Source organism: Halomonas smyrnensis AAD6 (assembly GCF_000265245.1).
Taxonomy (GTDB): Bacteria; Pseudomonadota; Gammaproteobacteria; order Pseudomonadales; family Halomonadaceae; genus Halomonas; species Halomonas smyrnensis.
Window position 1 is genome coordinate 31,007 of the sequence record NZ_AJKS02000020.1, and the last position, 23,745, is coordinate 54,751.

General features: G+C 64.1%; 22 protein-coding genes and 4 tRNA genes. All 26 read right to left on the bottom strand.

Annotated features, from left to right (window positions below):
- Window positions 1-10: 10 nt before the first annotated feature.
- Window positions 11-343 carry a 50S ribosomal protein L22 gene (gene rplV, locus UYS_RS0215385; RefSeq protein WP_016856415.1) on the bottom strand — a complete coding sequence of 111 codons (333 nt, stop codon included), beginning with the start codon at window positions 341-343 and terminating at the stop codon, window positions 11-13.
- A gap of 18 nt (window positions 344-361) precedes the next feature.
- The gene (rpsS, locus tag UYS_RS0215390; protein WP_026068605.1) at window positions 362-637 is read right to left on the bottom strand and encodes a 30S ribosomal protein S19; all 276 of its coding nucleotides are present in this window, start codon (window positions 635-637) and stop codon (window positions 362-364) included.
- 33 nt (window positions 638-670) lie between these two features.
- On the bottom strand, window positions 671-1,501 hold the full coding sequence (gene rplB / locus UYS_RS0215395) for a 50S ribosomal protein L2 (RefSeq protein ID WP_016856417.1): 831 nt from the start codon (window positions 1,499-1,501) through the stop codon (window positions 671-673).
- Between the two features lie 17 nt (window positions 1,502-1,518).
- Window positions 1,519-1,815, bottom strand: a complete 297-nt coding sequence (rplW, locus tag UYS_RS0215400) for a 50S ribosomal protein L23 (RefSeq protein WP_016856418.1) — start codon at window positions 1,813-1,815, stop codon at window positions 1,519-1,521.
- The gene (rplD, locus tag UYS_RS0215405; RefSeq protein WP_016856419.1) at window positions 1,812-2,420 is read right to left on the bottom strand and encodes a 50S ribosomal protein L4; all 609 of its coding nucleotides are present in this window, start codon (window positions 2,418-2,420) and stop codon (window positions 1,812-1,814) included. The genes rplW and rplD overlap by 4 nt, the downstream gene beginning before the upstream one ends.
- A 14-nt stretch (window positions 2,421-2,434) precedes the next feature.
- Complete coding sequence (gene rplC / locus UYS_RS0215410) at window positions 2,435-3,073, bottom strand: 50S ribosomal protein L3 (RefSeq protein ID WP_016856420.1); 639 nt, start codon at window positions 3,071-3,073, stop codon at window positions 2,435-2,437.
- Between the two features lie 154 nt (window positions 3,074-3,227).
- Window positions 3,228-3,539, bottom strand: coding sequence for a 30S ribosomal protein S10 (gene rpsJ, locus UYS_RS0215415; RefSeq protein ID WP_010626466.1), 312 nt, complete (start codon window positions 3,537-3,539; stop codon window positions 3,228-3,230).
- 164 nt (window positions 3,540-3,703) lie between these two features.
- Complete coding sequence (gene tuf / locus UYS_RS0215420) at window positions 3,704-4,897, bottom strand: elongation factor Tu (RefSeq protein ID WP_016856421.1); 1,194 nt, start codon at window positions 4,895-4,897, stop codon at window positions 3,704-3,706.
- Window positions 4,898-4,926: 29 nt separating this feature from the next.
- On the bottom strand, window positions 4,927-7,047 hold the full coding sequence (gene fusA / locus UYS_RS0215425; RefSeq protein WP_016856422.1) for an elongation factor G: 2,121 nt from the start codon (window positions 7,045-7,047) through the stop codon (window positions 4,927-4,929).
- A 30-nt stretch (window positions 7,048-7,077) separates the two neighbouring features.
- Window positions 7,078-7,548: a 30S ribosomal protein S7 gene (rpsG, locus tag UYS_RS0215430; protein ID WP_016856423.1), complete on the bottom strand. Its 471-nt coding sequence runs from the start codon at window positions 7,546-7,548 to the stop codon at window positions 7,078-7,080.
- A gap of 131 nt (window positions 7,549-7,679) precedes the next feature.
- On the bottom strand, window positions 7,680-8,054 hold the full coding sequence (rpsL, locus tag UYS_RS0215435; protein WP_016856424.1) for a 30S ribosomal protein S12: 375 nt from the start codon (window positions 8,052-8,054) through the stop codon (window positions 7,680-7,682).
- Window positions 8,055-8,237: 183 nt separating this feature from the next.
- Window positions 8,238-12,455 (bottom strand): DNA-directed RNA polymerase subunit beta', encoded by a 4,218-nt coding sequence (rpoC, locus tag UYS_RS0215440; protein ID WP_016856425.1) that lies wholly within the window; start codon window positions 12,453-12,455, stop codon window positions 8,238-8,240.
- An 86-nt stretch (window positions 12,456-12,541) separates the two neighbouring features.
- Window positions 12,542-16,621: a DNA-directed RNA polymerase subunit beta gene (gene rpoB / locus UYS_RS0215445; RefSeq protein WP_026068606.1), complete on the bottom strand. Its 4,080-nt coding sequence runs from the start codon at window positions 16,619-16,621 to the stop codon at window positions 12,542-12,544.
- Between the two features lie 233 nt (window positions 16,622-16,854).
- Entirely contained in the window at window positions 16,855-17,226 is a 372-nt protein-coding gene (gene rplL, locus UYS_RS0215450; protein ID WP_016856427.1) for a 50S ribosomal protein L7/L12, read from the bottom strand.
- An 89-nt stretch (window positions 17,227-17,315) separates the two neighbouring features.
- Window positions 17,316-17,819, bottom strand: a complete 504-nt coding sequence (gene rplJ, locus UYS_RS0215455) for a 50S ribosomal protein L10 (protein WP_016856428.1) — start codon at window positions 17,817-17,819, stop codon at window positions 17,316-17,318.
- Between the two features lie 271 nt (window positions 17,820-18,090).
- Window positions 18,091-18,783 (bottom strand): 50S ribosomal protein L1, encoded by a 693-nt coding sequence (gene rplA, locus UYS_RS0215460; protein ID WP_016856429.1) that lies wholly within the window; start codon window positions 18,781-18,783, stop codon window positions 18,091-18,093.
- A gap of 2 nt (window positions 18,784-18,785) precedes the next feature.
- Window positions 18,786-19,217: a 50S ribosomal protein L11 gene (rplK, locus tag UYS_RS0215465; protein WP_016856430.1), complete on the bottom strand. Its 432-nt coding sequence runs from the start codon at window positions 19,215-19,217 to the stop codon at window positions 18,786-18,788.
- A gap of 95 nt (window positions 19,218-19,312) precedes the next feature.
- Window positions 19,313-19,846: a transcription termination/antitermination protein NusG gene (nusG, locus tag UYS_RS0215470; RefSeq protein WP_016856431.1), complete on the bottom strand. Its 534-nt coding sequence runs from the start codon at window positions 19,844-19,846 to the stop codon at window positions 19,313-19,315.
- A gap of 8 nt (window positions 19,847-19,854) precedes the next feature.
- Complete coding sequence (gene secE, locus UYS_RS0215475) at window positions 19,855-20,223, bottom strand: preprotein translocase subunit SecE (RefSeq protein ID WP_016856432.1); 369 nt, start codon at window positions 20,221-20,223, stop codon at window positions 19,855-19,857.
- Window positions 20,224-20,296: 73 nt separating this feature from the next.
- Window positions 20,297-20,372: transfer RNA gene (locus UYS_RS0215480), tRNA-Trp, on the bottom strand.
- Window positions 20,373-20,521: 149 nt separating this feature from the next.
- A tRNA-Thr gene (locus UYS_RS0215485) sits at window positions 20,522-20,596 on the bottom strand.
- A gap of 12 nt (window positions 20,597-20,608) precedes the next feature.
- A tRNA-Gly gene (locus tag UYS_RS0215490) sits at window positions 20,609-20,682 on the bottom strand.
- A gap of 48 nt (window positions 20,683-20,730) precedes the next feature.
- Window positions 20,731-20,814 (bottom strand) — tRNA-Tyr (locus tag UYS_RS0215495).
- A 119-nt stretch (window positions 20,815-20,933) separates the two neighbouring features.
- Window positions 20,934-21,773: a type III pantothenate kinase gene (locus UYS_RS0215500; RefSeq protein ID WP_016856433.1), complete on the bottom strand. Its 840-nt coding sequence runs from the start codon at window positions 21,771-21,773 to the stop codon at window positions 20,934-20,936.
- Window positions 21,773-22,753: a biotin--[acetyl-CoA-carboxylase] ligase gene (locus UYS_RS0215505; protein ID WP_016856434.1), complete on the bottom strand. Its 981-nt coding sequence runs from the start codon at window positions 22,751-22,753 to the stop codon at window positions 21,773-21,775. Before UYS_RS0215505 ends, UYS_RS0215500 begins: the two co-directional genes overlap by 1 nt.
- Window positions 22,754-22,910: 157 nt before the next feature.
- Complete coding sequence (locus UYS_RS18705) at window positions 22,911-23,369, bottom strand: hypothetical protein (protein WP_016856435.1); 459 nt, start codon at window positions 23,367-23,369, stop codon at window positions 22,911-22,913.
- Window positions 23,370-23,745 lie beyond the last annotated feature (376 nt).

The window sequence follows — 23,745 nt, forward strand, 5'->3', positions numbered from 1 at the left end:
TGGTCGACTCCTACTTCTCGGCTACCTTGACGGTGATGTGGCAGGTGCGCTTCAGAATGCGATCCGCACGGCCCTTGGCGCGCGGACGGATGCGCTTGAGCGTCATGCCCTCATCGACGCAGATGGTCGAGACACGCAGCTCGTCGATATCCATGCCGTTGTTTTCTTCCGCGTTCGCGATGGCGGACTGCAGCACCTTCTTGACCAGCTTCGCTGCCTTCTTCGGGGAGAAGGTCAGCAGGTCGAGTGCTTCGGCGACCGGCTTACCGCGCACCTGGTCAGCCACCAAACGGGCCTTCTGGGCGGATAAGCTAGCGCCACGCAGCTTTGCTGTGACTTCCATCTCTAATCCTCTCTCGGCTTACCGTTTGGCTTTCTTGTCCGCCGCGTGACCGCGATAGGTGCGGGTGGCAGCGAATTCGCCCAGCTTGTGGCCAACCATTTCCTCGGAGACGTGCACCGGGACGTGTTGGCGACCGTTATGGACCGCAATGGTGAGCCCGACCATGTTGGGCAGGATCATGGAGCGACGCGACCAGGTCTTGATCGGTTTGCGTTCGCCCTTCTCCACTGCAGTCTCAACCTTCTTCAGCAGATGAAGGTCAATAAAAGGACCTTTCTTCAGTGAACGTGGCACAGCCGTTACCTCTTAATGTCTTGGCGTGGGATCTTATTTCCGGGCCTTGCGGCGACGGACGATCAGCTTGTCGGTGCGCTTGTTCTTGCGGGTCTTGTGGCCCTTGGTGGGCATACCCCACGGAGACACCGGATGACGACCACCGCTGGTGCGGCCTTCACCACCACCGTGCGGGTGATCCACCGGGTTCATGGCCACACCGCGAACGGTCGGGCGCACGCCTTTCCAGCGCTTCGCACCGGCCTTGCCAAGCTGACGCAGGCTGTGCTCGGAGTTGCTCACCTCACCCAGGGTCGCGCGGCACTCGGCCAGCACCTTGCGCATCTCGCCGGAGCGCAGACGCAGGGTGGCGTAGTTGCCTTCACGGGCCACCAGCTGGGCGCTGGTGCCGGCACTGCGAGCGATCTGAGCACCCTTGCCGGGCTTCAGCTCGATGCAGTGCACGGTGGAACCCAGCGGGATGTTGCGCAGCGGCAGGGCGTTGCCCTTCTTGATCGCTGCATTCACGCCGGACTCGAGACGGTCGCCGGCTTTCACACCGCGCGGAGCGATGATGTAGCGACGCTCGCCGTCCATGTACTTCAGCAGCGCGATGTGGGCGCTACGGTTCGGATCGTGCTCCAGGCGCTCGACGACGGCGGGAATGCCATCCTTGGTGCGCTTGAAGTCGATGATCCGGTAGTGCTGACGGTGACCACCGCCCACGTGGCGGGTGGTGATGCGACCGTAGTTGTTACGGCCACCGGACTTGGACTGCTTTTCGAGCAGCGGCGCGTACGCGCGGCCCTTGTGCAGCTCATCGCCGACGATCTTGATGACGTGGCGACGACCGGCGGAAGTAGGTTTAGTCTTGACGATTGCCATGATCCGTGCTCCTGCCTTTACTCGGCGCCAGAGAAGTCTTCGAGCGTCTCGCCGGCGGCCAGGGTGACGTACGCCTTGCGATAGCCTTTACGGAGACCGGTGCCATGCGCGGTGCGCTTGGTCTTGCCCTTGACGTTCAGGACCTGAACGCTGTCGACCTTCTTGCCGAACAGTTCCTGCACGGCGGTCTTGATCTCGGGCTTGGTCGCGTCGCTTGCCACCTTGAACACGTACTGGTTGCGCTCGGCGGCCATGGCGGCCTTCTCGGTCACGTGCGGACCCAGCAGCACCTTGAATACACGTTCCTGGTTCATGCCAGCTTCTCCTCGAATTTACGCAGAGCGGAGACGGTGGCCAGGACCTTGTCGAAGGCAACCAGGCTCACCGGGTCGGCGGCAGCGACGTCCACGACATCCACGTTGGGGATGTTGCGGGCGGCGAGGTACAGATTCTCGTCGACCTCTTCGGTGACGATCAGCACCTTGTCCTCGAGGCCCAGCTCGTTGAGCTTGGCGACCAGCTGCTTGGTCTTGGGGGTCTCGACGGCGAAGGCGTCGACGGCCACCAGACGCTCCTGGCGCACGAGCTCGGAAAGGATCGAGCGCATGGCCGCACGGTACATCTTGCGGTTGACCTTCTGGGTGTAGTCCTGCGGACGAGCCGCGAAGGTCACGCCGCCAGCACGCCAGATCGGCGAGCGGATAGTACCGGCGCGGGCACGACCGGTGCCCTTCTGACGCCACGGCTTCTTGCCGCCGCCACGCACGTCGGAACGGTTCTTCTGGGCGCGGGTGCCCTGACGACCACCGGCCAGATAGGCGGTGACGACCTGGTGCACGAGTGCTTCGTTGAACTCTTTGCCAAAGGTGGCTTCGGCGACTTCGACGGTGCCGCCAGCACCTGCAAGATTCAGATTCATCGGTAAATTCCCCTTCAGCCTGCTTTGACGGCGCTGCGCACGATGACATCACTGCCGGTGGCACCGGGCACGGCACCCTTGACCAGCAGCAGATTACGCTCGGCGTCGACACGGACGACTTCCAGGCTCTGGACGGTGCAACGCTCGTTGCCGAGCTGACCGGCCATCTTCTTGCCCTTGAACACGCGACCCGGGGTCTGGCACATGCCGATGGAACCCGGTGCACGGTGGGCCAGGGAGTTACCGTGGCTGTTGTCCTGGGTACGGAAGTTCCAGCGCTTCACGGCGCCCTGGAAACCCTTACCCTTGGAGGAGCCGGTCACGTCGATCTTCTGACCAGCCTCGAAGAGGGATACGGTGAGTTCGCCGCCCACTTCCGGAGCCTCGACGCCTTCGTCCAGGCGGAACTCCATCAGCGAACGACCAGCCTCAACGCCGGCTTTCGCGAATTGACCGGCTTGGGCCTTGGAGAGATGCTTGGCCTTGCGGGAACCGGTTGTCACCTGCACCGCGGCATAGCCGTCGGACTCGACGGTCTTGACGCGAGTCACGCGGTTCGGATCAACCTCGATCACGGTCACGGGCACTGAGGCGCCGTCTTCGGTAAAGACACGGGTCATCCCGGCCTTCGTACCGACCAAACCGATAGTCATTACTACGTCTCCTTTAGTGTACGGGGCTATCACCCGCTATGGCTGCCCTTTCCAGAGCATTCCACTAGCACGTTGTATGGCGCCATCCCGGCGCGGCGGCTGCTGCCTGTGCGAACTTCCGACAGGCGCTGGGCCGCAAGTGTCTAGTGTGGTATCAGTCGAGCTTGATCTGCACGTCCACGCCGGCGGCGAGGTCGAGCTTCATCAGTGCATCAACGGTCTTCTCGGTCGGCTCGACGATATCGAGCACACGCTTGTGAGTACGAATCTCGTACTGATCACGGGCGTCCTTGTTCACGTGCGGAGAGATCAGCACGGTGTAACGCTCGCGATTGGTCGGCAGAGGAATCGGACCCCGCACCTGGGCGCCGGTACGCTTGGCGGTATCAACGATCTCCGCGGCGGACTGGTCGATCAGGCGGTGGTCGAAGGCCTTCAACCGAATGCGAATCTTCTGGTTCTGCATTTGCCCTAAACTCCAATGGATCTTGACGGCGCGAGCCGTCAACCCACGCATTCAAAGGATGCGCATTATAGGCGCGCCGCCGTCGAGAGTCAAACCCCTCGTGACGGTGCGCAGAAAGGGGGCTCCGCAAGGAGCCCCCTTCGATCGTTCGATCAGCGTAATGCTTACTCGACGATCTTGGCCACGACGCCGGCGCCGACGGTACGACCGCCTTCACGAACGGCGAAACGCAGACCTTCGTCCATGGCGACCGGGGCGATCAGGCTGACAACCATCTTGACGTTGTCGCCCGGCATGACCATCTCGACGCCTTCCGGCAGTTCGCAGGTACCGGTGATGTCGGTGGTACGGAAGTAGAACTGCGGACGGTAGCCCTTGAAGAACGGAGTGTGACGACCACCCTCGTCCTTGGACAGCACGTACACCTCGGCCTCGAACTTGGTGTGCGGGGTGATGGTGCCCGGCTTGGCCAGGACCTGACCACGCTCGACGTCGTCACGCTTGGTGCCGCGCAGCAGGGCGCCAATGTTCTCGCCGGCACGACCTTCGTCGAGCAGCTTACGGAACATCTCGACACCGGTAACGGTGGTCTTGGTGGTGTCCTTGATGCCGACGATCTCGACTTCTTCGCCGGACTTGATGATGCCGCGCTCGACGCGACCGGTCACCACGGTACCGCGACCGGAGATGGAGAACACGTCCTCGATCGGCATCAGGAACGGCTGATCGATGGCACGCTCCGGCTCCGGGATGTACGCGTCCAGGGCCTTGATCAGGTTGGCAACGGCGGTGGTACCCATGCCGTTGTCGTCCTTGCCTTCCAGGGCCATCAGGGCGGAACCGGTGATGATCGGGCAGTCGTCGCCCGGGAAGTCGTACTCGTTCAGGAGCTCACGGACTTCCATCTCGACCAGCTCGAGCAGCTCTTCGTCGTCGACCATGTCGGCCTTGTTCAGGAACACGACGATGTACGGCACGCCGACCTGGCGAGACAGCAGGATGTGCTCGCGAGTCTGCGGCATGGGGCCGTCGGCGGCAGAGCAGACCAGGATAGCGCCGTCCATCTGGGCGGCACCGGTGATCATGTTCTTGACGTAGTCGGCGTGACCCGGGCAGTCGACGTGAGCGTAGTGACGCTCTTCGGACTGGTACTCGACGTGAGCGGTCGCGATGGTGATACCGCGCTCACGCTCTTCCGGGGCGTTGTCGATGGAGTCGAACGCACGAGCGTCGCCACCGAAGACTTCCGCGGACACGCGAGTCAGGGCCGCAGTCAGCGTGGTCTTACCGTGGTCGACGTGACCGATGGTACCGACGTTGACGTGCGTTTTGGAACGTTCGAATTTTTCCTTAGCCACTGCTATGACCTCTTTACGTTAGCTAACGGTTAACCGTTCTGGTTGATGACGGCTTCAACGACGCTGTTCGGCGCCTCTTCGTAATCCGCGAACTCCATGGTGTAGCTCGCGCGGCCCTGGGTCTGAGAGCGCAGGTCGGTTGCGTAACCGAACATCTCAGCCAGCGGAACGGTGGCGCGGATGACCTTGCCCGCAGGCGAGTCGTCCATACCCTGGACCAGGCCACGGCGACGGTTCAGGTCGCCCATGACGTCCCCCATGAATTCCTCGGGAGTCACGACTTCGACCTTCATCACCGGCTCGAGGAGCACGGCCTTGGCCTTGGGTGCGCCTTCCTTGATCGCCATGGAAGAGGCGACCTTGAACGCGGTCTCGTTAGAGTCCACGTCGTGGTAGGAACCGTCGAACAGCGTGACCTTGACGTCAATCATCGGGTAGCCCGCGATGACACCGTTCTGGAGCTGCTCATAGGCCCCTTTCTCGACGGCCGGCACGTATTCCTTCGGAACCACACCGCCGACGATCTCGGAAGCGAATTTGAAGTTCATCTCTTCATCTTCGCCCTTGTCCTCGGCCGTCAACGGCTCGATGCGCAGGATAACGTGACCGTACTGACCGCGACCACCGGACTGGCGAACGAACTTGCCTTCCTGCTCGACGCTCTGACGGATGGTTTCGCGGTAGGCAACCTGCGGCTTGCCGATGTTGGCCTCCACCTTGAACTCGCGACGCATGCGGTCGACGATGATGTCCAGGTGCAGCTCGCCCATGCCGGAGATGATGGTCTGGCCGGTTTCCTCGTCGGTCTTGACCTGGAAGGACGGATCCTCCTGGGCCAGCTTGCCGAGGGCGACGCCCATCTTCTCCTGGTCGGCCTTGGACTTCGGCTCCACGGCCACGGAGATCACCGGATCCGGGAACTCCATGCGCTCGAGAATGATCTTGTCATTCAGGTCGCACAGGGTGTCACCGGTGGTGACGTCCTTCAGGCCGATGCAGGCGGCGATGTCGCCGGCCAGCACTTCCTTGATCTCCTCGCGGGAGTTGGAGTGCATCTGCACGATACGGCCGACGCGCTCCTTCTTCTGCTTGACGGAGTTGTAGACGCTGTCGCCGGACTTCAGCACGCCGGAGTAGACGCGGATGAAGGTCAGGGTGCCGACGAACGGGTCGGTGGCGATCTTGAACGCCAGAGACGCGAACGGCGCGCTGTCATCGGCCTCACGAGTGGCGATGGTGCCGTCCTTGTCGTCCAGCTCACCCTCGATGGCCTTGACCTCGGTCGGAGACGGCATGTACTCGATCACGCCATCCAGAACCGCCTGCACGCCCTTGTTCTTGAACGCGGAGCCACAGGTGACCAGCACGATCTCGTTGTCGAGGGTACGACGACGCAGGCCGGCCTTGATCTCCTCCTCGGAGAGGTCGCCTTCCTCGAGGTACTTCTCCATCAGCTCTTCGGAGGCCTCGGCGGCGGACTCGACCATGTGCTCGCGGTATTCCGCGGCCTTGTCCTGCAGATCGGCAGGAATGTCGACCAGCTCGTAGTTCATCCCGAAGTTGGCTTCATCCCACTGGATGGCCTTCATCTGGATGAGGTCGATCACGCCCTTGAACTCGTCCTCGGCACCCCAGTTGATCTGGATCGGCACGACGTTGGCGCCCAGCTTGTCTTTCAGCTGGTTGACGACCATGAAGAAGTCGGCACCGGCACGGTCCATCTTGTTGACGAACACCATGCGCGGGACTTCGTACTTGTTGGCCTGACGCCAGACGGTCTCGGTCTGCGGCTGCACACCGGAGGAACCGCACAGCACGACGACCGCACCGTCGAGCACACGCAGGGAACGCTCGACCTCGATGGTGAAGTCAACGTGCCCAGGGGTGTCGATGATGTTGATGCGGTGCTCATCGAACTGCTTGTTCATGCCCTGCCAGAAGCAGGTGGTCGCCGCGGAGGTGATCGTAATGCCACGCTCCTGCTCCTGCTGCATCCAGTCCATGGTGGCGGCGCCCTCATGGACCTCGCCGACCTTGTGGGACAGACCGGTGTAGAACAGGACACGCTCGGTAGTGGTAGTCTTACCGGCGTCGACGTGGGCCACGATACCGATATTGCGGTAACGCTTGAGCGGAGTCTTGCGAGCCACGATGTAACTCCCGTTGGTTGGCGGTGCGGTTTAGAAGCGGTAGTGAGAGAAGGCCTTGTTGGCCTCTGCCATGCGATGCACGTCTTCACGCTTCTTGACGGCCGAACCCTTGCCTTCGGCGGCATCCAGCATTTCGCCAGCCAGACGCTGCACCATGGTCTTCTCACCGCGACGACGTGCGGCGTCCACCAGCCAACGCATGGCCAGCGCCTGACGGCGAGACGGACGCACTTCGACCGGCACCTGATAGGTCGCACCGCCGACGCGGCGAGACTTCACCTCGACCATGGGCTGGATGGTTTCCAGCGCCTTGTCGAAGATCTCCAGCGGCTCTTCGTTGGAACGATCGGCAACCCTGTCCAGCGCACCATAGACGATGCGCTCAGCTACGGACTTCTTGCCGCTGATCATCAGGTGGTTCATGAACTTCGCCAGGCGCTCGGATCCGAACTTGGGATCCGGGAGGATCTCGCGCTTGGCCGCAACTCTTCTTCTAGGCATGATAAGCCCTCTTCCGAAGGGTCCTTCAGGTAAACCCGAGACGACCGGATGGGCGCTCGACCTTACTCTTATCAGACCGTGTCAATATCAATGTTCTGGTGTGGCCGTAGCCGGTAACGCTGCGCGGAGGCTTAGGCCTTCGGACGCTTGGTACCGTACTTGGAACGACCCTGCTTACGGTTCTGGACGCCGGAGGTATCCAGGGCACCGCGAACGGTGTGGTAACGGACACCCGGAAGGTCCTTCACTCGACCGCCACGGATCAGGACCACGGAGTGCTCCTGGAGGTTGTGGCCTTCACCGCCGATGTAGGAAGACACCTCGAAGCCGTTGGTCAGGCGCACACGGCAGACCTTACGCAGAGCCGAGTTCGGCTTCTTCGGGGTGGTGGTGTAGACGCGGGTGCAAACGCCGCGCTTCTGCGGGCAGGCCTGCAGCGCAGGCACGTCGCTCTTGGCGGCCTGGCGCTTGCGCGGCTTGCGCACGAGCTGATTGATGGTAGCCATTTATCGCTCCAAATGGGTTGCCTTGGCGGAAGCGAGTAGCCGTTCGCTTCCTGTCTTGCGTTCCTCTTCACCAATGGCGCGGGCGCACCCGCCCCACTGTTAAAGGCTGCGCATTCTAATGGCTGACGCCATGCACCGTCAAGCGCGGCGCCCCGAGGAGCGCCGCACTTGGGGCCGTGGACGTCAGATCTCGTCGTCGTCCGAGTCGAGCGCGGTGAGCTGAGCGCCCAGCTCCTGCTCGACATCGTGGGCCGACGGCTGGAGCACGCGTTCGGCGTCTTCACGCTTGCGGCGACGCTCCGCGTGATGGGTCAGGCCGGTACCGGCCGGGATCAGACGACCCACCACCACGTTTTCCTTCAGGCCGCGCAGGTAGTCGCGCTTGCCGGTGACCGCCGCCTCGGTCAGCACCCGCGTGGTCTCCTGGAAGGAGGCCGCGGAGATGAACGACTCGGTGGCCAGACTGGCCTTGGTGATACCCAGCAGCAGGCGCTGGAACTTGGCCGGGAACTTGTCGTTGGCGGCGAGTGCGGCGTTCTGCTCCAGCACGCGCACCAGCTCGACCTGATCGCCCGGGATGAAGTCGGAATCGCCGGCGTCGGTGATCTCGACCTTGCGCAGCATCTGACGCACGATCACCTCGATGTGCTTGTCGTTGATGCCCACGCCCTGCAGACGGTAGACGTCCTGCACCTCGGCGACGATGTACTTGGCCAGTTCGGCGATGCCGAGCAGACGCAGGATATCGTGCGGGTTGCTCGGGCCATCGGAGATGACCTCGCCCTTCTCGACGCTCTCGCCCTCGAACACGGCGATCTGGCGCCATTTCGGGATCAGCATCTCGAACGGATCGCCGGATTCCGGGGTGATCGCCAGACGACGCTTGCCCTTGGTCTCCTTGCCGAAGCTGATGGTGCCGCTGATCTCGGCGAGGATCGCCGGCTCTTTCGGCTTGCGCGCCTCGAACAGGTCGGCGACGCGCGGCAGACCACCGGTGATGTCCTTGTTGCCGGTGGCTTCCACCGGAATACGGGCCACCACCTCGCCGACGCCGATCTTGGAGCCGTCGTCGACGGTCACGATCGCGTTGCCGGGCAGCAGGTACTGCACCGGGGTGTCGGAGTTGGCCAGGGTCACCGGCTTGCCGGCCTCGTCGGACAGCAGGATCATCGGGCGCTTGTCGCGGCCGGCCATGGGGCGCGCCGCCGACTCGATCACCTCGATGGAGGACAGGCCGGTCATCTCGTCCACGCTGCGGTGGATGGTGACGCCCTCGTCCATGTCCGCGTACTGCACCTTGCCCTCGGCCTCGGCCACGATCGGGTGGGTGTGCGGATCCCACTTGGCCACGGTCTGCCCGGCATCGACGGCATCGCCGTCCTTGACGGAGAGCTCGGCGCCATAGGGCAGCTTGTAGTACTCGCGCTCGCGGCCATGCTCGTCGGCGACGGCCAGGGCGCTGGAGCGGGAGACCACGACCAGCTTGCCGTCGCCGCGCTCCACGTGCTTGATGTTGTGCAGGCGCACCTTGCCGCCGTGCTTGACCTGGACGCTGTCCACCGCGGAGGCACGAGAGGCCGCACCACCGATGTGGAAGGTCCGCATGGTCAGCTGGGTACCCGGCTCACCGATCGACTGGGCGGCGATGACGCCCACGGACTCGCCGACGTTGACCTGATGGCCGCGCGCCAGGTCGCGGCCGTAGCACGCGGAGCAGACGCCATGGCTGGTGTCACAGCTGATCGTGGAGCGCACCACGATCTCGTCGACGCCCATGGTGTCGAGCTCGGCGCACCACGCCTCGTCGAGCAGGGTGCCGCGCGGAATCAGCACTTCCTCGCTCTCGGGATCGACGACGTCCTGAGCGACCACGCGGCCGAGCACGCGCTGGGCCAGCGAGACGATGATGTCGCCGCCCTCGATGACCGGATGCAGGGTCAGGCCGTTCTCGGTGCCGCAGTCGGCCTCGGTGATGACCATGTCCTGGGCCACGTCGACCAGACGACGGGTCAGGTAACCGGAGTTGGCCGTCTTGAGGGCGGTATCCGCCAGACCCTTACGCGCGCCGTGGGTCGAGATGAAGTACTGCAGTACGTTCAGACCCTCACGGAAGTTGGCGACGATCGGGGTCTCGATGATCGAGCCGTCCGGCTTGGCCATCAGGCCACGCATGCCCGCCAGCTGGCGGATCTGGGCGGCACTACCCCGGGCGCCGGAGTCGGCCATGATGAAGACGCTGTTGAAGGAGTCCTGCTCGACCTCGTTGCCCTCGCGGTCGATCACGCTCTCCTTGGAGATGCCCGTCATCATCGCCTTGGCGACCTGGTCGTTGGCCCGCGCCCAGATGTCGATGACCTTGTTGTACTTCTCGCCCGCGGTCACGAGACCGGAGGAGAACTGGTCCTCGATTTCCTTGACCTCTTCCTCGGCGGCTTCGACGATCTCGGCCTTGGCGTCCGGGATGACGAAGTCGTTGACGCCGATGGAGGCGCCGGACCAGGTGGCCATGCGGAAGCCGGTGTACATCAGCTGGTCGGCGAAGATCACCGCCGGCTTCAGGCCGGAGCAGCGATACACCTCGTTGATCAGCTGGGAGATCGCCTTCTTCTTCATCGGCTGATCGATCAGCTCGAAGGGCACGCCCTCGGGCAGGATGCGGAACAGCAGCGCGCGACCCACGGTGGTGTCGTAGATCTTGCGGGTCTCGGTCTTCTCGCCGGTCTCTTCGTCGACGGCCACCTCATCGAGGCGCACCTTGACGCGAGCGTGCAGGTCGACGCTCTGGGTGCCGAAGGCGCGCTCGACCTCGTTGAGGTCGGAGAACACCATGCCTTCACCCTTGGCATTGATCTTCTCGCGGGTCATGTAATACAGACCCAGCACCACGTCCTGGGACGGCACGATGATCGGCTCGCCGTTGGCCGGTGACAGCACGTTGTTGGTGGCCATCATCAGCGCGCGGGCCTCGAGCTGCGCCTCCAGGGTCAGCGGCACGTGCACGGCCATCTGGTCGCCGTCGAAGTCGGCGTTGTAGGCGGCACACACCAGCGGGTGCAGCTGGATCGCCTTGCCCTCGATCAGCAGCGGCTCGAAGGCCTGGATGCCGAGACGGTGCAGGGTCGGGGCGCGGTTGAGCAGTACCGGGTGCTCGCGGATGACGTCGGCGAGGATGTCCCACACCTCCGGCAGCTCGCGCTCGACCATCTTCTTGGCGGCCTTGATGGTGGACGCCTGGCCGCTGGCCTGCAGCTTGGAGTAGATGAACGGCTTGAACAGCTCGAGCGCCATCTTCTTCGGCAGGCCGCACTGGTGCAGACGCAGGGTCGGGCCCACGGTGATGACCGAGCGGCCGGAGTAGTCGACGCGCTTGCCCAGCAGGTTCTGACGGAAACGACCCTGCTTGCCCTTGATCATGTCGGCCAGCGACTTCAGCGGACGCTTGTTCGAGCCGGTGATGGCCCGGCCGCGACGGCCGTTGTCGAGCAGGGCGTCGACCGCTTCCTGCAGCATGCGCTTCTCGTTGCGCACGATGATGTCCGGCGCGTTGAGATCCAGCAGCCGCTTGAGGCGGTTGTTGCGGTTGATCACGCGACGGTACAGGTCGTTCAGGTCCGAGGTCGCGAAGCGGCCGCCGTCCAGCGGCACCAGCGGACGCAGGTCCGGCGGCAGCACCGGCAGCACTTCCATGACCATCCACGCCGGATCGTTGCCGGAGCCCTGGAAGGCCTCCAGCAGCTTCAGGCGCTTGGACAGCTTCTTGATCTTGGTCTCGGAGTTGGTCTGCGGGATCTCCTCACGCAGACGCTCGATCTCTTCCTCGAGATCGATGTCCTTGAGCATGGCCTGGACGGCCTCGGCACCCATGCGGGCGTCGAAGTCGTCGCCGAACTCCTCGAGGGCCTCGAAGTACTGCTCGTCGTTGAGCAGCTGGCCGCGCTCGAGGGTGGTCATGCCCGGGTCGACGACCATGAAGCTCTCGAAGTACAGCACGCGCTCGATGTCGCGCAGGGTCATGTCCAGGAACATGCCGATGCGGGACGGCAGCGACTTCAAAAACCAGATGTGCGCGACCGGGCTTGCCAGCTCGATGTGACCCATGCGCTCGCGGCGCACGGCGGCCTTGGTGACCTCCACGCCGCACTTCTCGCAGATGATGCCGCGATGCTTCATCCGCTTGTACTTGCCGCACAGGCACTCGTAATCCTTCACCGGGCCGAAGATCTTGGCACAGAACAGGCCGTCACGTTCCGGCTTGAAGGTACGATAGTTGATGGTCTCGGGCTTCTTGACCTCGCCGAAGGACCAGCTGCGAATCATGTCCGGCGACGCCAGCGTGATCTTGATCGCGTCGAACTCGTCGGACTGAGACTGCGATTTGAGGACTTTCACCAAATCTTTCATGGGTCGGCTCCGTTGCGGAGTTGTCATGGGCGGGGGCGCGCACGCCCCCGCGGACCGTCATTACTGCGAAGCGCCTAGCGGCAGCCTCAGCTCTCCAGTTCGATATCGATGCCCAGCGAACGGATTTCCTTCACCAGCACGTTGAAGGATTCCGGCATGCCCGCCTGCATGGTGTGGTCACCATCCACGATGCTCTTGTACATCTTGGTGCGGCCTTCCACGTCATCGGACTTGACGGTGAGCATTTCCTGAAGGGTGTAGGCGGCGCCATAGGCTTCCAGGGCCCAGACCTCCATTTCCCCGAAGCGCTGACCACCGAACTGCGCCTTGCCGCCCAGCGGCTGCTGGGTCACCAGGGAGTAGGAGCCGGTGGAACGCGCGTGCATCTTGTCATCCACCAGGTGGTTGAGCTTCAGCATGTACATGTAACCCACGGTGACCGGGCGATCGAAGGCATCGCCGGTACGCCCGTCGTAGAGGGTCGTCTGACCGGAGTCCGGCAGATCGGCCAGGGTCAGCAGGTGCTTGATCTCCTGCTCGCGAGCACCGTCGAAGACCGGCGTGGCCATGGGCACACCCGCCTTGAGGTTCTTGGCCAGGGAGATCACCTCGTCGTCGGAGAGCGAGTCGATGTCCTCGACCCGGGTGCTCGACTCGGTATTGTAGACCTTGCCCAGGAACTCACGGATCTGCGAGACCTGCTGGTCGCGGGCGTCGCGCAGCATGTGCTCGATCTTCACCCCGAGGCCGCGGGCGGCCATGCCCAGGTGGGTCTCGAGGATCTGGCCGACGTTCATCCGCGACGGGACACCCAGCGGGTTCAGCACCACGTCGATCGGCTCGCCGTTGTCATCGAACGGCATGTCCTCGATCGGCATGATGGCCGAGATGACACCCTTGTTACCGTGACGACCGGCCATCTTGTCACCCGGCTGCAGGCGACGCTTGATGGCGAGGTAGACCTTGACGATCTTGAGCACGCCCGGCGCGAGGTCGTCGCCCTGGGTGAGCTTGCGCTTCTTGTCCTCGAAGCGCTCGTCCATCTCCTTGCGACGGGTCTCCAGCTGCTCGTCGGCCTGGGCCAGCAGCTCGTTGAGGCTCTCGTCCTGCATGCGCAGCTTGAACCACTGCTGACGCGGCAGCTCCTCGAGGTACTCGTCGCTGAGCACGTCGCCCTTCTTGAGCTTCGGACCGCCGTTGACCGGCTGACCGACCAGGGTGCGCTGCAGACGCTCGAAGGTGGCGTCCTCGGCGATGCGGTAGGTCTCCTGGAGATCCTTGCGCACCTCGTCGAGCTGCTGCTGCTCGATGGAGAGCGCACGGGAGTCCTTCTCCACGCCGTCGCGGGTGAACACCTGCACGTCGATGACGGTGCCCTTCATGCCGGTCGGGGCACGCAGGGAGGTGTCCTTCACGTCGGACGCCTTCTCACCGAAGATCGCACGCAGCAGCTTCTCCTCCGGAGTCAGCTGGGTCTCGCCCTTGGGCGTGACCTTGCCGACCAGGATGTCGCCCGCGCCGACCTCGGCACCGATGTAGACGACGCCGGCCTCATCCAGCTTGCCGAGCGCGGACTCGCCGACGTTCGGGATATCGGAGGTGATCTCTTCCGCGCCCAGCTTGGTGTCGCGGGAGACGCAGGTCAGCTCCTGGATGTGGATGGTGGTGAAACGGTCTTCCTGGACGGCCCGCTCGGAGAGCAGGATGGAGTCCTCGAAGTTGTAGCCGTTCCACGGCATGAAGGCGATGCGCATGTTCTGGCCCAGGGCCAGGTCACCCATGTCGACGGACGGGCCGTCGGCCAGGATGTCGCCGCTCGACACGCTGTCGCCGGGGCGCACGATCGGACGCTGGTTCTGGCAGGTGTTCTGGTTGGACCGCAGGTACTTGGTCAGGTTGTAGATATCGACGCCGGCTTCGCCGCCGATGATCTCGTCCTCGTTGACCCGCACCACAATGCGCTTGGCATCGACGGAGTCGATGGTGCCGCCACGACGGGCCACGGCGCAGACGCCGGAGTCGCGGGCGACGAACTTCTCCATGCCGGTACCGACCAGCGGCTTGTCGGCGCGCAGGGTCGGCACGGCCTGACGCTGCATGTTCGCCCCCATCAGGGCGCGGTTGGCGTCATCGTGCTCGAGGAACGGGATCAGGGCCGCGGCCACGGACACCACCTGACGCGGCGAGACGTCCATCAGGGTGACCTGCTCGGGGCGCATGAAGGTGGTCTCGCCGCGGTGGCGGACCTGCACCAGGTCGTCGACCAGCTTGCCGCCCTCGTCCACGGTGGCCGAGGCCTGGGCGATGACGAAGTTGCCCTCCTCGATCGCGGAGAGATGCACCACGTCGTCGGTCACCTGACCGTCCACGACCTTGCGGTACGGCGTCTCAAGGAAGCCGTAGCTGTTGGTGTGGCTGTAGGTGGCCAGCGAGTTGATCAGACCGATGTTCGGACCCTCGGGGGTCTCGATCGGGCACAGGCGGCCGTAGTGGGTGGCGTGAACGTCACGCACCTCGAAGCCGGCACGCTCGCGGGTCAGACCGCCCGGGCCGAGGGCGGAGACGCGGCGCTTGTGCGTCACCTCGGACAGCGGGTTGTTCTGGTCCATGAACTGCGACAGCTGGGAGGAGCCGAAGAACTCCTTCACCGCCGCGGCCACCGGCTTGGCGTTGATCAGGTCCTGCGGCATCAGGCCTTCGCTCTCCGCCATGGAGAGGCGTTCCTTGACCGCACGCTCGACACGCACCAGGCCGACGCGGAACTGGTTCTCGGCCATCTCGCCGACACAGCGGATGCGGCGGTTGCCCAGGTGGTCGATGTCGTCGACGTCGCCGAAGCCGTTACGGATGTTGATCAGCTCGCCAAGCACGTCGAGGATGTCGCGCTGGTCGAGGACGCCGGCGCCCTCGTCCTGCTCGCGGCGCAGACGACGGTTGAACTTCATGCGACCGACGCCGGACAGGTCGTAGCGGTCTTCGGTGAAGAACAGGTTGTTGAACAGCGTCTCGGCGGCTTCCTTGGTGGGCGGCTCGCCGGGGCGCATCATGCGGTAGATCTCGACCAGCGCCTCGAGCTGGGAACCGGTGGTGTCCAGCTTGAGGGTGTCGGAGACGAACGGGCCGCAATCCAGATCGTTGGTGTACAGGGTCTCCAGGCGGGTCAGGCCGGCCTGGCCCACGGACTCCAGCACTTCCGGGGTGATCGCGGTGTTGCAGGGGCAGATCAGCTCACCGGTGTTGGGATCGATCTGGTCCTTGGCCAGCACCTTGCCGAACAGGTAGTCCATCGGCACCTCGAGACGCTCGAGGCCGGCCTTCTCCAGCTGACGGATGTGCTTCTGGGTGACGCGACGACCTTCCTCGACGATGACGTTGCCGTCACCATCCTTGATGTCGAAGGTCGCGGTCTCGCCGCGCAGGCGAGACGGCACCAGTTCCACGGAGAAGCCGCGCTTCTCGATGTGGAAGGTGCTGGTGTCGAAGAACTCGTCGAGGATCTCCTCGGCGCTCATGCCCAGCGCGCGCAGCAGCACCGTGGCCGGCAGCTTGCGGCGACGGTCGATACGCACGAAGACGTTGTCCTTGGGATCGAACTCGAAGTCCAGCCAGGAACCGCGGTAGGGAATCACCCGAGCGGAATACAACAGCTTGCCGGAGGAGTGGCTCTTGCCCTTGTCGTGATCGAAGAACACGCCCGGGGAGCGGTGCAGCTGGGAAACGATGACGCGCTCGGTACCGTTCACGACGAAGGTACCGTTCTCGGTCATCAGGGGGATTTCCCCCATGTAGACTTCCTGCTCCTTGATGTCCTTGATCGCCTTGTTGGACGAATCCTTGTCATAGATGATCAGGCGGACTTTAACGCGCAGGGGAGCCGAATAGGTGACGCCACGCAGCTGGCATTCCTTGACATCGAAGGCCGGAGTGCCAAAACGGTAGCTGACGTATTCCAGCGCAGCATTGCCGGAGAAGCTCTCGATCGGGAAGACCGAGCGGAAGGCGGCATGCAGGCCCAGGTCGAGGCGCTCTTCGGGGGAGCGATCCTGCTGGAGAAAGTCGTAATAGGAATCAAGCTGGATGGCCAGCAGGTAAGGCACATCCATCACTTGGGGCAGTTTGCCGAAATCCTTGCGGATGCGTTTTTTCTCAGTGTATGAGTAAGCCATCTGTATTCCCCAGCTTGTTCACCATGGGTGACCGATGCGTGTCGGCGCCACCCGACGGACGCGGCTCCGTCAGGCGCTGACGGCAAGCCCCCGGAGGGAGGCTCGCCGTCGGAATTCGGCTAGCGGAGGCCCGAGGGGCGTACCGCCTAGCGACAACAGAAAAAGGCCGGCAGCGGGTGTCCCGCCACCAGCCATGGAAGCTTACGCAGCGCGTGAAGCCATGGGCACAAGGATTACTTGAGCTCCACGCTCGCGCCGGCTTCTTCCAGCTTGGTCTTGGCTTCTTCGGCGTCTTCCTTGGACATGCCTTCCTTCAGGGTAGCCGGGACGCCGTCGACGGCACCCTTGGCTTCCTTCAGGCCCAGACCGGTGATCTCGCGGACGGCCTTGATGACGTTGACCTTCTTGTCACCAGCGGCGGTCAGGACGAGGTCGAACTCGGTCTGTTCTTCGGCAGCAGCGGCTTCACCGCCACCCGGGCCAGCGACGACAGCAGCAGCGGCGGTCACGCCGAACTTCTCTTCCATCGCTTCGATCAGCTCGGCGACTTCCATCACGGACATGTCGGCGACGGCGTTGATGATGTCTTCTTTGGTCAGTGCCATTTTCACGTTCCTAACTTTGCGGGAGTCTCGGCGGGCCGACGACTCGGTGATTCAATATTCGATTCGCGAGAGGAGGTCGAGTTCGCCGTTCAGGCGGCCTCGCCTTCCTTCTGGTCACGCAGCGCGGCGAGGGTACGAACCAGCTTGCCGGCAGAAGCCTCCTTCATGACGGACATCAGCTTCGCGATGGCCTCGTCATAGGTCGGCAGGCTTGCCAGGCGGTCGAGATCGCTCGCCGGGATGAACTCGCCTTCGTATGCCAGCGCCTTGACTTCGAAGTCTTCCTCGGACTTGCCGAACTCCTTGAACAGACGGGCGGCGGCGCCCGGATGATCGGTGGAGAAGGCCAGCAGAGTCGGACCCACGAAAGACTCGTTCAGGCACTCCCACTGAGTGCCTTCGAGGGCGCGGCGTGCCAGGGTGTTGCGGACAACACGGATCTGGACGCCATTCTCGCGGGCCTGCTTGCGCAGTTCGGTCATCTTGGTGACCGAGACGCCACGAGAGTCGGCAACGACGACGGAGAGAGCATCCTTGGCCGCTTCACTGACCTCGGCAACAATGGCCTTCTTGCCTTCGAGTGCTAGTGGCACGGTGATCACTCCTTCGTGCCGGAATCTCCGCAGAGGATTCCGGTGGTTACCATCTCCCCCGGCCGGGCCATGAGGCCGCGGGCCGGGGGTCCTGGGTGATGGTGCTCACCAGATATCTGGCGGCCACACCATCTGCGCAGGCGGTCCCGAGGGACGATTAAGCCGCCTCGGCAGCGAGGCGGCACCTGCGGTCTTTGACGATGCCCCGCCGACTCGCATCGATGTCGTGCACGGGGACCGCAAAGTTCTTGCTCGATTGTCGATCGCGGCGTTAGACGAACGCAGCGTGATCGACGGTCAGACCCGGGCCCATGGTGGTGGACAGGGAAATCTTCTTGAAATACACGCCCTTGGAAGTGCTCGGCTTGAGCTTCTTCAGGTCGGCGATCAGGGCTTCGAGGTTGCCGCGAATGGCGTCGGCGTCGAAGTCGGCCTTGCCGAGGGTGGCGTGGATGATGCCGTTCTTGTCGGTACGGAAACGCACCTGACCGGCCTTGGCGTTCTTGACGGCGGTGGCCACGTCCGGGGTCACGGTACCGACCTTCGGGTTCGGCATCAGGCCGCGCGGACCGAGGATCTGACCCAGCTGGCCGACGACGCGCATGGCGTCCGGCGAGGCGATGACCACGTCGAAGTCGAGCTGGCCCTTCTTGACCTGCTCGGCCAGGTCGTCCATGCCGACGATGTCGGCACCGGCTTCCTTGGCGGCTTCTTCGTTGGCACCCTGGGTGAAGACGGCAACGCGCACGTCCTTGCCGGTGCCGTTCGGCATGACGGTGGCGCCACGCACGACCTGGTCGGATTTACGCGGATCGACCCCCAGGTTGACGGCGACGTCAACGGACTCGTTGAACTTGACGGTGGACAGCTCGGAGAGCAGGGCCACGGCCTCCTCGAGGGAGTACGCCTTGTTCGGGTCGACCTTCTCGCGAATCTGCTGAGCGCGCTTGGTGAGCTTAGCCATGATCAGAGGCCCTCCACGTTGAGGCCCATGCTGCGGGCACTACCGGCAATGGTACGCACCGCGGCGTCGAGGTCGGCAGCGGTCAGATCCGGCTCCTTGGCCTGAGCGATCTCTTCCAGCTGCTCGCGGGTCACGGTACCGACCTTGTTCTTGTTCGGCTCACCGGAGCCGGACTTGATGCCAGCGGCCTTCTTCAGCAGGACGGCTGCGGGCGGCGTCTTGGTGACGAAGGTGAAGCTGCGGTCGGAGTACACGGTGATGACGACGGGCGTCGGCAGACCGGCCTCGAGGTTCTGGGTCTCGGCGTTGAACGCCTTGCAGAACTCCATGATGTTCACGCCGTGCTGACCCAGCGCGGGGCCCACGGGGGGACTCGGGTTGGCCTTACCGGCTGCAACCTGCAGCTTGATGTAAGCCTGTACTTTCTTGGCCATGATTTACTCCAGATGGGTGATAGCGCCTTGCGGCTCCCCGGTTAAGACGGCCGCTCTCGGCGGCCGTCACGAAAGTCTGCTTGGCGAGAGGAAGGTTATTCCTTCTCGACCTGGGAGAACTCCAGCTCGACCGGCGTGGCGCGGCCGAAGATCAGCACGCTGACCTGCAGACGGCTCTTGTCGTAGTTGACTTCCTCGACAACGCCGTTGAAGTCGGCGAACGGGCCGTCGATGACGCGCACGGACTGACCCGGCTCGAACATCGTCTTGGGGCGCGGCTTGTCGGTGCCGTCCTTGACCCGGCTGAGGATGGCATCGGCCTCCCGCTGGGTGATCGGCGCCGGCTTCTCCTTGGTGCCACCGATGAACCCCATGACGCGCGGAGTCTCGTTGACCAGGTGCCAAGTCTCGTCATCCATTTCCATCTCGACCAGCACATAGCCGGGATAGAACTTGCGCTCGCTCTTGCGGCGCTTGCCGTCACGCATCTCGACGACTTCTTCGGTCGGCACCAGGATCTCGCCGAAGCGATCTTCCATGCCGTACATCTTCACGCGCTCGATGAGCGAGCGCATGACATGCTTCTCGAAGCCGGAGTAGGCGTGAACGACGTACCAACGCTTGGACATGAAGACTCCTAACCAATGACGCCGGACATGGCCCAGCCAAGCAGCGTGTCGATGAGCCACAGCGCCAGGCCCACGACCAGAACGGCGACCAGCACGATGGCGGTGGTCTGCACGGTCTCGGGACGGCTGGGCCAGACGACGCGCTGAATTTCCTTCTTGGCACTGCGGGCCAGCTCGACCAGCTCACGCCCCTTGGTGGTGGTCAGCGCCACCAGCGCCGCCACCACGCTCAGGGCGACGACGCCAAGCACGCGATAGAGCAGCGCCTGATCGGCAAAATAGGTGTTGCCGACCACGGCAAGAACCAGCAGGGTAACGACAACCGCCCACTTGAGACCGTCGTGGCGCGTCTCCTGCACCTCGGCGTTATGTTTCATGAAAACGAGACTCCTCAAGGTGCGGCAATCGAAACATGAAAGACAAAAGAAATCTCACCAGCCTGGGGAAGACTGGCAGGCCAGGAGGGAATCGAACCCCCAACCTGCGGTTTTGGAGACCGCTGCTCTGCCAATTGAGCTACTGGCCTGTTGCTTCCGCGACCGCCCTTTGCGGGAGGCCTCAGCGACAGCGGGCGCCATCATAGCGAATGCCGCCCGTACTGACAACCCCTGATCCAGCCTCTCTCGCACCGGCCAGGGAAAGAGAAAAGGCGAGCTCGCGCTCGCCTTTTCAATTTGGAGCTCATGGACGGATTTGAACCGTCGACCTCACCCTTACCAAGGGTGTGCTCTACCCCTGAGCTACATGAGCAAAACCTTAGCTTGGAGCGGGCAGCGGGGATCGAACCCGCATCATCAGCTTGGAAGGCTGAGGTTCTACCATTGAACTATGCCCGCCTGCCCGCTCTTGCTGCCACCACCCGCCTCGACGAGTGCGGCCAAACCTGGTGGAGGGGGAAGGATTCGAACCTTCGAAGCTTTCGCGGCAGATTTACAGTCTGCTCCCTTTGGCCACTCGGGAACCCCTCCAACTGGCGGAGCATTTTACCGCTCCCGTTCTCGGTGTCAAGTGATTGTTTTACCAATCTTCTTGAAGCATGGCACGGCGGCCTCGGCTCGCCTGCTCCCCTAGAACGCGACGCATTGTGTCAAAGCAGCATGGAGAACGCAAGCCCTGCGCGAATCTTTTCCAGCGGCACCCGACGCGGCACCGTCGGCGCCCCGGACATCCGGCCCGCCCGCTCCGCCGCCGTGAGCGGAAAGCAGGCCTCCAGCCCGCCGTAGACCATGTCCGGCCAGACGGCATGCGGGACCTGCACCCCGCGGGAGACCACCCGGGCATCCCCCCCGGTCAGCAGCAGCGGCAGCGACACCCCCTCGCGGTCGCACACCTCGCTGTAGATCCGATTCACCGCACTCACCGCCGCCATGTAGATGCCATGATTGACGGCCTCCACCGTGCGCTCGCCCGGCACCAGCAGCGCGTCGGCCTCGCTGTCGGGATCGATCGCCACGTTGCGCGTACCGAGCTTGAGGCTTTCCTTCATCAGCCGGAGTCCGGGCAGGATATAGCCGCCCAGATGCTGCCCGCCGGGCAGCACGAAATCCACGGTGATGGCGCTGCCGCAGTCGACCGTGCAGCAGCCGCCCGCCAGCTGATAGCCGGCCAGCACGCCCAGCCACCGGTCCACCCCCAGCTTGCCGGGCTCCTGATAGCCGTTGGTGACCCCCAGCGCCTCGGGCTCCGAGCGCGCCACATGCACGCTGCGCACCCGACGCTGCAGCAGAGCCACGGTCTGGGCCAGCACCGCCTTGCGCGCCACGCTGGAGATCCTCACCGCCTCGACCACGTCGAGATCGGGGATGTCGGCCCCGGGGCGCCATTCCTCGCGCGTCCACACGGCTCCGCGCGAACGGATCTCGCTGCTCTCGGCATCCTTCAGCCGCCACTTGGACAGGGTGTTGCCGATATCCAGGTCCAGGATCATTACCGCCCCCGCACGCTGATCTCGCCCCCGGCGAGACGCTCGCGACCGCCCTCCCCTTGCACCCAGAGGTTGCCCGCCGCATCGACCCCCTCGGCGATCGCCGGCTCGCGGCGTTCACCGCGGATGATGTCCACCTCACGCCCGGCGAAGGCATGCCGAGCATTCCAGGCTTCCTGCCAGGCACCGAAGCCCTGATGCTCGAACTCTGCCAGCAGCGGCATCAGGCCGTCGAACAGCTCCACGGCCAGCTGGTTGCGCGACAGCCCCGGGGCCTGGTCGCGGACCGCCCCCACCGGCTGCTCGATCCCTTCCCGGAACGCCAGCGGCAAATCCACGTTGATCCCCATGCCGACCACCAGCTCGCAGGGCCCCGTCGCATCCCCCGTCAGCTCGACCAGGATGCCCGCCAGCTTGCCCAGCTCGCCAGACTCTGTCTCCAGCAGCACGTCGTTTGGCCACTTGAGGCGAGGCCGCACCCCATGGCGCTCCAGCACCTGGGCCAGCACGACACCGACGGCCAGGCTGAGCCCCTCGAGAGCGGCCACCCCGGACTCCACCCGCCAGCCGATCGAGAACATCAGGGTCCGCCCCCAGGGCGTCACCCAGGTGCGCCCACGGCGCCCACGACCGGCACTCTGCTGCTCCACCAGACAGATCTCGCCGTGGCCCGCCCCCTGCGCGAAGCGCTCGCGCAGGAACAGGTTGCTCGAGGGCAGCGTCTCCTCGACGAACAGGCGACTGACGTGTTGACGCACCTCCCGCGACAGGCCGGCCACGATGGTGGCGCCGTCGAGCAGCTCCAGCGGCTCGGCCAGGCGGTAGCCCTGCCCTTTCACCGCCTCCATGGGAATCCCCAGCGACTCCAGCTTGCGCAGCTGCTTCCAGACGGCCGCGCGGGACACGCCCAGCCGCTCGCCCAGCTGTTCGCCGGAATGAAATTCGCCATCGCTCAACAGGCGGATCAGGTCACCAATGGTCATGCATGCGCCCTTGCCGGGAAAAACGCTCATTCTAGCGGAACTGCCGCGGCGCCGGAAATTCCCGGGCACAGGCTCCGACTCGCGCCATAACGCAAAAGGCCGGGCGAAAGCCCGGCCTTTTGCGTGTCACGCTTCACATCAGAAGCGCCACTCCGACTCAGTAGCTTGAATCGGCCTCGTCGGCGGCGTCCTCGACGCTGTCACCCGCCTCTTCGACGGCCTCGCCCGTGGCGTCGGCGGCCTCACCGGCCTCTTCCATGCCCTCGTCGGCGGCGCCTTCGACGGCATCGCCCGTCGCGTCGGCGGCCTCACCGGCCTCTTCCATGCCCTCGTCGGCGGCGCCCTCGATGGCATCGCCCGTCGCGTCGGCGGCCTCGCCGGCTTCTTCCATGCCCTCGTCGGCGGTCGCGGCGATGCTGTCGCCCGCCTCCTCGACGGAGTCGCTGGCCTGGTCCATGGTTTCATCCACGCTTTCACCAGCCTCTTCCATGGTCTGGTCGATGTTTTCACCGGCCTCTTCTGCCGGCCCCTCCTCTTCACAGGCGGCCAGGCCGAAGGCCGTCATGCCGATGAAGCTCGCCAGGGCGATCTTGCGCAGGATCTGCTGTGTCATCATGGTATCTCCTCCTGAGATGTGTCGGCTTCCGCGTCAATACCCTCCCAGCCTAGCCGCCAACTATTGCCGTGGCCACCCCCGAAACGCGTCGCGCTAGGCCAGTCTGTCGCTCCTTACCGACACACGCGCCCCTCATCCCTCCAGCATCCTCGGCGCCCCCGACGAAGGCCCGGACCGACCCGACGCAGCCCGAGAACAGCAGCGCCCCGGACTCTCACGAGGAACCGGCGCCCTGCGCGATTGGCCAGACATGAAAAAACCCCGACTCATTGAGCCAGGGTTTTCTCGGAATAAGTGCCTGACGATGTCTCGGTCGGCGTTCCGATACTCTCCATGGGAACTCCCCGATCCGACACGCGGCCTGTCGACCAGACAT

Bases quoted from the DNA above. Each gene is read 5' to 3' on its own strand.
- rplV (WP_016856415.1), bottom strand. From the start codon at position 343: ATGGAAGTCACAGCAAAGCTGCGTGGCGCTAGCTTATCCGCCCAGAAG.
- rplB (WP_016856417.1), bottom strand. From the start codon at position 1,501: ATGGCAATCGTCAAGACTAAACCTACTTCCGCCGGTCGTCGCCACGTC.
- rplW (WP_016856418.1), bottom strand. From the start codon at position 1,815: ATGAACCAGGAACGTGTATTCAAGGTGCTGCTGGGTCCGCACGTGACC.
- rplD (WP_016856419.1), bottom strand. From the start codon at position 2,420: ATGAATCTGAATCTTGCAGGTGCTGGCGGCACCGTCGAAGTCGCCGAA.
- rplC (WP_016856420.1), bottom strand. From the start codon at position 3,073: ATGACTATCGGTTTGGTCGGTACGAAGGCCGGGATGACCCGTGTCTTT.
- rpsJ (WP_010626466.1), bottom strand. From the start codon at position 3,539: ATGCAGAACCAGAAGATTCGCATTCGGTTGAAGGCCTTCGACCACCGC.
- rpsG (WP_016856423.1), bottom strand. From the start codon at position 7,548: ATGCCTAGAAGAAGAGTTGCGGCCAAGCGCGAGATCCTCCCGGATCCC.
- rpsL (WP_016856424.1), bottom strand. From the start codon at position 8,054: ATGGCTACCATCAATCAGCTCGTGCGCAAGCCGCGCAAGCGCCAGGCC.
- rpoC (WP_016856425.1), bottom strand. From the start codon at position 12,455: ATGAAAGATTTGGTGAAAGTCCTCAAATCGCAGTCTCAGTCCGACGAG.
- rpoB (WP_026068606.1), bottom strand. From the start codon at position 16,621: ATGGCTTACTCATACACTGAGAAAAAACGCATCCGCAAGGATTTCGGC.
- rplL (WP_016856427.1), bottom strand. From the start codon at position 17,226: ATGGCACTGACCAAAGAAGACATCATCAACGCCGTCGCCGACATGTCC.
- rplA (WP_016856429.1), bottom strand. From the start codon at position 18,783: ATGGCTAAGCTCACCAAGCGCGCTCAGCAGATTCGCGAGAAGGTCGAC.
- rplK (WP_016856430.1), bottom strand. From the start codon at position 19,217: ATGGCCAAGAAAGTACAGGCTTACATCAAGCTGCAGGTTGCAGCCGGT.
- nusG (WP_016856431.1), bottom strand. From the start codon at position 19,846: ATGTCCAAGCGTTGGTACGTCGTTCACGCCTACTCCGGCTTCGAGAAG.
- secE (WP_016856432.1), bottom strand. From the start codon at position 20,223: ATGAAACATAACGCCGAGGTGCAGGAGACGCGCCACGACGGTCTCAAG.
- UYS_RS0215500 (WP_016856433.1), bottom strand. From the start codon at position 21,773: ATGATCCTGGACCTGGATATCGGCAACACCCTGTCCAAGTGGCGGCTG.
- UYS_RS0215505 (WP_016856434.1), bottom strand. From the start codon at position 22,753: ATGACCATTGGTGACCTGATCCGCCTGTTGAGCGATGGCGAATTTCAT.
- UYS_RS18705 (WP_016856435.1), bottom strand. From the start codon at position 23,369: ATGATGACACAGCAGATCCTGCGCAAGATCGCCCTGGCGAGCTTCATC.